8 protein-coding genes are annotated in these 7,349 nt (G+C 45.0%); 2 read left to right on the top strand and 6 right to left on the bottom strand.

The window, feature by feature from the left end:
* A partial coding sequence (locus RH89_RS29895) for a hypothetical protein (protein WP_004401639.1) occupies positions 1–285 on the top strand: 285 nt, incomplete at its 5' end.
* A 53-nt stretch (positions 286–338) separates the two neighbouring features.
* Here the strand turns inward: RH89_RS29895 and ycfP are convergent.
* From ycfP to hinT, 6 genes are all read right to left on the bottom strand, one after another.
* Positions 339–902 (bottom strand): alpha/beta hydrolase YcfP, encoded by a 564-nt coding sequence (gene ycfP, locus RH89_RS10240; protein WP_004401638.1) that lies wholly within the window; start codon positions 900–902, stop codon positions 339–341.
* A gap of 112 nt (positions 903–1,014) precedes the next feature.
* A complete protein-coding gene (locus RH89_RS10235; RefSeq protein ID WP_244410413.1) occupies positions 1,015–1,872 on the bottom strand; it encodes a phosphotransferase in 858 nt (285 codons plus the stop codon).
* A 23-nt stretch (positions 1,873–1,895) separates the two neighbouring features.
* The gene (gene lpoB / locus RH89_RS10230; protein WP_004401636.1) at positions 1,896–2,486 is read right to left on the bottom strand and encodes a penicillin-binding protein activator LpoB; all 591 of its coding nucleotides are present in this window, start codon (positions 2,484–2,486) and stop codon (positions 1,896–1,898) included.
* A gap of 9 nt (positions 2,487–2,495) precedes the next feature.
* Entirely contained in the window at positions 2,496–2,885 is a 390-nt protein-coding gene (locus tag RH89_RS10225) for a YcfL family putative periplasmic lipoprotein (protein ID WP_004401635.1), read from the bottom strand.
* Entirely contained in the window at positions 2,885–4,213 is a 1,329-nt protein-coding gene (locus RH89_RS10220) for a COG3014 family protein (RefSeq protein ID WP_004401634.1), read from the bottom strand. Before RH89_RS10220 ends, RH89_RS10225 begins: the two co-directional genes overlap by 1 nt.
* A gap of 145 nt (positions 4,214–4,358) precedes the next feature.
* Positions 4,359–4,709, bottom strand: coding sequence for a purine nucleoside phosphoramidase (gene hinT, locus RH89_RS10215; RefSeq protein WP_004401632.1), 351 nt, complete (start codon positions 4,707–4,709; stop codon positions 4,359–4,361).
* A gap of 359 nt (positions 4,710–5,068) precedes the next feature.
* On the opposite strand from hinT, the gene RH89_RS10210 reads away from it, so the two are divergent.
* Positions 5,069–7,060, top strand: a complete 1,992-nt coding sequence (locus RH89_RS10210; protein ID WP_004401631.1) for a methyl-accepting chemotaxis protein — start codon at positions 5,069–5,071, stop codon at positions 7,058–7,060.
* Positions 7,061–7,349 lie beyond the last annotated feature (289 nt).

Here is a 7,349-nt window from a genome sequence, read left to right as displayed (position 1 = left end):
CCTGAAAGTTCGATCACCATAGAGGGGAAAGAAGTAAAGCTGACCCACGGCAACCTCATTACTTCTTCAGACAACTTAATCAACGCGATTGATACAGGGATAACCATGACAGATTATGTGCCGCGAGGTGATCTCAATGGTCAGAAAGGTGTGCTGTTCCATTTTGGCGGAAAGGATGACAATGTCGACAGTATTCGAGCTAAGGGCTGCTATCTGGATGTGAGAAACAACAAGCTGGGTCTGATTGAATACACTTCTGAAAGCTGCAAGGGTGATAACACATAAAAATATGTGACCCCGAAAAAATGCCACTTTCAAAAAGTGGCATTAGGGTCTGTTTATGATTGCAAGTCGTGAGCTGGCGGTATCTCTTTAAACACTTTCATTGCTTGCAAATGTTGGGAAATCTTCTTGAACTTGTGAGTCTGTGTCTCATCCCAGATGATGCGATAGTATGGGGAAAGCTCATCAGCAGAGAGTTGATTGTCGCGAATTTCGTCTTCTCTCGACAGCACAACTAAACAGTTATCGCGATTCTTATCTCTGAACTTCTCAACGCATTTTGTGGCAATGTCTTCGTACTCTTCAGGTCGGTCAATTCGACCTTGCATATTCTCTTCTGGGTGGAGATTAGGGTTAAAAATGACTTGCTTAATGCCACACAGAAACCCGATGCGTTCAGACCAATAACCACCAAGCCCTACCCCACAGATTATCGGGTTAGGATCGTTTGAAAACTCCATGGTTTTATGGACTTCTTTGAGCAGATGTTGCATGTCGTGTTTGGGATGCAATGTGCTGTAGTTAATAAATCGCACATCATCATCGATAAACTGAAGCTGAAGCACTTTTTCATGATTTCCTGGGCTGGTGGAATCAAAACCGTGCAAATAAATGATCATGGGACCTCCCGCGGTACCAATGCTTTTGTTATTACTTCAATCTACCACGAAGACTAGGGTTTTAAAGAGGTGAGGTTTCAGGAATGTTGGGGAAAGTGATCGCACTAGCATTTTAAGAGCGTATTTTCATAAGCTGATCTTGCAGTTCCTCTGCTCTTTCCTTGTAAAGGCTTGTTCCCCAGAGCTGATGACCCAGAAGATACCAAAGCAAACCTAAGAGACGAATTTTTGGCAACCAGCCTTTCACCCCCTCTTGCCACTCTTCCATTGCATCAAACCCAATTCCTCGGAACTGACAATACATAGCGACCGCAACTTCCGGGTTCAAATCAGATACCTCAATGGTCATTGCCAGATCCATACTTGGGTCGCCAATCGCCGAGTATTCCCAGTCAATTACACCCAGCCCTTGGTCTGTACGGATCAAGTTATAAGCACCTAAATCAAAGTGGCAAAGTGTTCTATCCGTCTCTGCCAGATAAAGTGGCTCACGGTGCTTTTTGTATAACCTTTCGAGAGACTCGGTTTTGAATTCCGGCTTAATCTGCATCCAATAATGGTCTACTTTCTCTGAAAAAAGTAGCTTCTGGATAGGCTTGTCGTTGATTTTAACCTTGTGGACAGACGCAAGAATGTGCAGCAATTCATCTTGTGAGATCTGATCCTGAACAGGTTCTCCCTCAATCCACTTAACCAGTAGTCCACTCTCATTAAGAAGGACAGGATCGGGTGAAAATGAGTAGTTATTCAGTGCATTCAGCAGATGGAATTCATTCGCACGTGAAATGCCAAAGGAAAGTGTGCTTCTAGATACTGGCCGCCACACGTAATGGCGTTCATCCTGTGAGATTTTCCAGCAACGGTTACTGAGACCGCCTGACAGAAGTTCCATCTGCTCAGGCGGTGAATCGAAATAATCGCTAAGTGAATTCAAGGAATTATCAAGCTGAAGCGCTTCTTGCCATCCCATTTTTGCCACTTAGCGCTACTCCCTTACAGACCTAAGAAACTCTTAGATTTTTGCTTACGAATTTCAGTTTCGTCAGCCCATTCGATCAGACCGGTTTCCAGATCCATCAGACGCATAGTCATTTTGTAGTAAACGTCCTGATCGCTGCCTGCGTTTTTAACGATGCTCGCAAGGTTACCGTAGAGCATGTATTGAGCACCCACCATTTTACCGAACTGGATAGCACTGCTCTGGTTAACAAGCTCATCGTTGTTTTGGAAATTCAGTTGGTCGCGAACAGCTTCAACGCGGTCCATATCAACAAAACGGAATTTGCCTGAATTCAGCATTTTCGTGCTGATGGAATCTGTGATGGATTCCGTATCAATGTGCTCACTGGTTTTGTTCTTGATGCTCTCAACAAACACAATCGGACGGCTGTCACGAGTGATTGCAGCAACAGACCCAGACATCAACATGCTGTCTACCATTTGACCCGCAATGGTTTGCAAGTCGGTAGAACCAAAATCGATGGTGGTTGTTTCTACAGCCTGAGCGTCACCGTAAGACACCTGATTAGAACAACCACCCAGAATTGCGGCTAAACCAAGTAAGGCGATAGCACTTTTTTTCATAATGTTTCCTTAGTTATTAGCTTGGCGAATTTGAACACGGTATTGAGTCGCATTAGGGTTCACAGACACTTCGGATACCGAAATGGTCTCGAAACCACGAATGATGACCTTACGCCAAGGACCCGGTTTACTGTTTACTTCTAAGCCCTTGTCATCGTACCAATAGAAACGGTACTGAACATGCTGATCGCTTTTGTATTTACTAGCCAGGCTAACAATACCTCGTGCATGCCCATTGACTAGGTCAGTATCGATATTTTCGATATCCAAACGACCACCTAAAATGTTGTCGTTCATAATAACTCGTTGAGATTGTCCATCAATGCTAAGCCCCGCAGTGGGTGTCTGAGCACAGCCGAAAACGGCGGCGGACAATAGTACAATCCATAACTTTTTCATTAGATAGCCCCTAATTGTTTATGCCATACTGACGATCCAGTCCCTTGTCGAGAAACCCACACCAACGTGGTTTGTCCGGCTTTAACATTGAAAGTATAGTTTTGACCGTTAACAACAAGGGTATGTTCCCCTGGGTTCACCTGCTCACTGCTGCTAAATACTTCTGCAGGCAACGTTTGCCAGCTACGAGTGTCAGCTTGTTCAGTTAAGGCATTCCAGATACTGAATAGTGCGTTTCCTACGTCGTCACCTTTTGTCGCCTCTCTTCGAAGCTGATCTTTGGCAACCACTCTTAATGCCTGTCGGATGATAATACCCGGCATGCGTTCACTTAAATTGTTTTGCGCCATCAGATTCACATCTACCAATTCGGAACGGTTCAACGCCGTACCGTTTAACATCAAAGATGGCGATGGATAAGTTTCTGTATTCGGGTAATAAGGTAACGCAATACTGTAAATAGATGTCAGATTTTCTTTAGAGTTGTAGACAGGCAAGGAATAGTTAAATGAATCCATTGCCTTCACCACCCTTTGCTCATCCAGAACAATGACGCGACCCTTGCTTTTCGATGGCTTCTTGTACTTCCCATAACGCGCTTCAAAGGTTTTCAGATCCTGACGCATTCCAAGTTTATGACCAACACGCAATACCGCATCAATCACTTCCTTATTGTCGGGCATGACTGCCAGAGCTCGCTTGTAATCAATATAGGCGCTATTGAGGTCGCCGTCGGTCTCATAAAGAAGTGCGGAAAGATAAAGCAGGTATCCATTCTGAACAGCTTTAAGTTTGTCACCAGCATCTGGGTAATTCGCCATGATTGCCGCAATGTTTGGTGACACCCCTTCTCGCTCGGCGGAAACTTGCGCTGACTCCAGTTCAGACTGGCGACGCTTCTTTGCCTGCTCCTGAACTTGGTTTGCACGACGCATTTCAACCAATGCACCAGACAGATCATTTTTTTGCAGATAGTTCAGACCAAGGTATAAGTGTAGGAAGCCCAGCTCGTAGTCGGCGGGTTCATAGGTCGTCATGTTGTCGTTAGTCGCGAGCGCGCCAACGGTGTTCGCAGTTTCGCTGAGAGAGATGGTTGCTCTGTCATTCAGCACTTTGACTGCGTTGTCGCTCACCTTAAGGTAAGACATGCTTTGAGCGTAGTCCTGATTCAGCAGAGAAACGCGCCCTTTTTCCATGTTGTCCAGAATCGGACCTGCAATCTCCGTGTTGAGCTTTTCCTGAGCCTCGGCGTAGTTACCGTTACGGACAGCAAAATACGCCTCTTGTGTCTGAGCACTGTAGTGACTGAATAGATTGCCTGCAGACATAGTGGCACATGCACTTAATAACGCGCTTGTACCAGCTATAAAGAAACTGCGGACGGGTAATGATTTTCGAGCAAAAAACACTCTTGCCTCTAACGTTTAATTATTCTTTTTCTGATGATTTCCGATTCTACCAAACTGATGTTAATCAGCTGATAAGCATAGGACCAAGCGGCTGACCGCCAACCAGATGCATATGAATGTGGTAAACCTCTTGTCCACCGTGTGCATTACAGTTCACGATCAAACGGTATCCGTCTTCTGCAATGCCCTCTTCCTCTGCAATTTTGCGAGCCGCTGTAAACATTCGTCCCATCATAGCTTCATCTTCAGCTTCAACATGGTTAGCAGTCGGGATCAGTTTATTTGGAATAATAAGGATATGCTTGGGAGCTCGAGGGTTGATGTCGCGAAAGGCTGTAACTAGCTCGTCCTGAAATACGATATCTGCTGGAATTTCTCGATCGATAATCTTTGTGAAAATGGTTTCTTCAGCCATGGTCTTGAGCTCCTGAGTGATTGACCGTAAAAATGAGCCTGTGCTTATTTATATATCGCGAATATCTTTTTGATATAGAACCAATAGTATGGCTGAACCCGTTTAAGAAGACAATAAAAAACACTGTACATAACCATATCAATATACAAGATAACGTAATAATAAAACTGTTAACTAGATACCTTTTGTGACCGTACTACGTCAGGAAAGTTTAAAGCTGGTCAAAGTAAAACTTTGAGACACGCCGTAAAATAAGGGCTTTGATTTAATTTATTTTTTGGCTCAGCCGTTACTTTGTATTGGAATGACCATCACAAGGTCCGGCACTTTTGAGCTTTTTTGATCTGGGAGAGAAACGTATGAAGGGATCAGTCATACGGCGCATGTATGCGGGCTTTGCGCTCATCGTAGTGCTATTCATTGCAACCATCACCATCATGATGGGAGGAATGGAAAAAATACACACCAACTTCGAGACGGTAACCAACACGTCTTTACCTTTAGTATCCATGTCTAACCAAACCAGCGTTCGGCTGCTCTCTGCTGACAAAGCGTTTAAAGACTTTTTAACCACACAGAACCAAGAGCGCATGGAGAGCTCCAAAACAGCGTTTGTTGAAGCTCAAAACAGTTTTCAGGATGCTTTGAATGCGTTAGAGAATGCGAGCCGCAATATTCCTGAAATTGCACCAAAAATTGAAGATTTACGCCAGATGGAAGCACAGTATTTTGCCGAAGCACTAGAGGCAATGAACAACTACGCTGCCATGTTTTCTGCTCAAGAGGACGTACAAAAATCTTCTCGCAACTTCCAAAGGTTGCACACAGAGCTCAGTGTTCGCATGAAAGAGTACGTCGACAAGCAAGATAAAATTGCCGTCAAAGTGATGGCTGGCAGCTATTTCGACAAGTTAAAAGACTCTCAAACCGTCACTTCCGACGCGTTAGCAAGCAGCGACACCGAATTTGTCAAAGCCGCAGTAAACAAAAATAAAAAGGCGGTAACACACCTCAACTATGCCTACCGAGGGCTGGTCAACCAACTTCCAGAGTTAAAGGAAGTGTTCGATGAATCCGTTAAGCAGTTTACTCGCGACGTTGGTAAAGCCGGTGGCGTGTTGGATCAGCACTATACCTATCTGGTTGCCCGTCAAAAGCTATACGACAATATCGCCAGCCTTGCAGTCAAGGTAGATGAGTCCATGTCTATCTTAGGCTCCTTTAATGATACTGCTTCAGCTCAGCTCAATGTCTCGCTTGAAGAAGCCGGAGTGGTTTATGAAGAGGGATACGTTAAAGCCATTGGGATTGGAATTGTAGTCTGCGCCATTGCATTGGGTATTGGTTATCATGTTGCTCACAGTGTAAGGGAGCCTTTGACTCGTATTCTTGCCACGCTTGAAGCTCTGACAGCCGGAGATATGACGAAAAGAATTGATATCCGCTATAACAATGAATTCAGTCGTGTCAGCCGCCATATCAACACCCTAGCCGACAGCCTGCATGACATATTGCAGGAGTTGAACGATGCAGCAGACGAACTCACCGAAGTTGCGAATACCAACCGTAAAACTTCAGTCGGAGCACAAGAACAGTTGAACGCTCAGCGTGAACAAACCGCAGGTGTCGCTACTGCTATGACCGAAATGGAGCACTCGGTGACCGAGGTTGCTCAAAGTGCACAAAGCTCATCTGATATGGTTCATCAGGTAGAAACGGCTTCGGAGTCTGGCAGAAAAGTCATGAATGCCAACATTTCTACCATCAATCAACTGGAAAGCCGCTTGAACGAATCAGTTGACGCTGTTTCTCAGCTTCAGAAAATGAGCAGTGAAATTGGCTCCATTCTGGACGTGATTCGCAATATTGCAGAACAGACCAACCTTCTGGCACTGAATGCTGCTATCGAGGCTGCACGAGCTGGTGAGCAAGGGCGTGGTTTTGCAGTGGTTGCCGATGAAGTTCGTGTACTTGCCCAAAAGACAACGCACTCCACCAGCGAAATTGAGAGCATGATCAGCAATCTGCAAACCAGTTCGCACGCTGCAAGCCAAGTCATTAAGAGCTGCATGACCGACATGGAACAATCTGTGGCACAGGCGTCTGACGCGAATAGCGCGATGGAAGAAATTCAGGCACTTATTCTGGAAATCAGCCATATGAGTAATCACATTTCTCAGGCAGCGGCTGAGCAGCAGTCAACCACCACAAGTATCGCAAGAAGCCTGAACGACATTAATAGCATTGCTAATCAAAGCTATGAAGCCATGTCTGAAATCGCTTCCGTCAGCCAGGATCTCAGTCGACTGTCATCTCAACAGGGCGACATTGTTCATCGATTCAAACTGTAATTCCAACCCTAATAGAAGCTCGCAAACGCGAGCTTCTTACTTTCTGTTACACCCGCTCACCACTTGTTTAATTTTTAAAGCAAAAAAATACCGTACAAGTGCAACTCATTGCTCTTGTTATTTAAAACGAGCATCCCCATAACTTAATTGCTTGCTGACTTTTATACCCATGAAATCTAATACTTGGGTTTACCCTCTCATTCTCCAGCAGGCCACTTTATTGAGGACATGAAATGGCCGTACATGTAGGTATTATTGACCAAGACCCGGTGCGCTTGGTGACACCGCT

Source organism: Vibrio nigripulchritudo ATCC 27043 (assembly GCF_000222685.1).
GTDB lineage: Bacteria > Pseudomonadota > Gammaproteobacteria > Enterobacterales > Vibrionaceae > Vibrio > Vibrio nigripulchritudo.
Note: the sequence above shows the minus strand (reverse complement) of the source record. Positions and strands in the feature narration are given on the sequence as shown.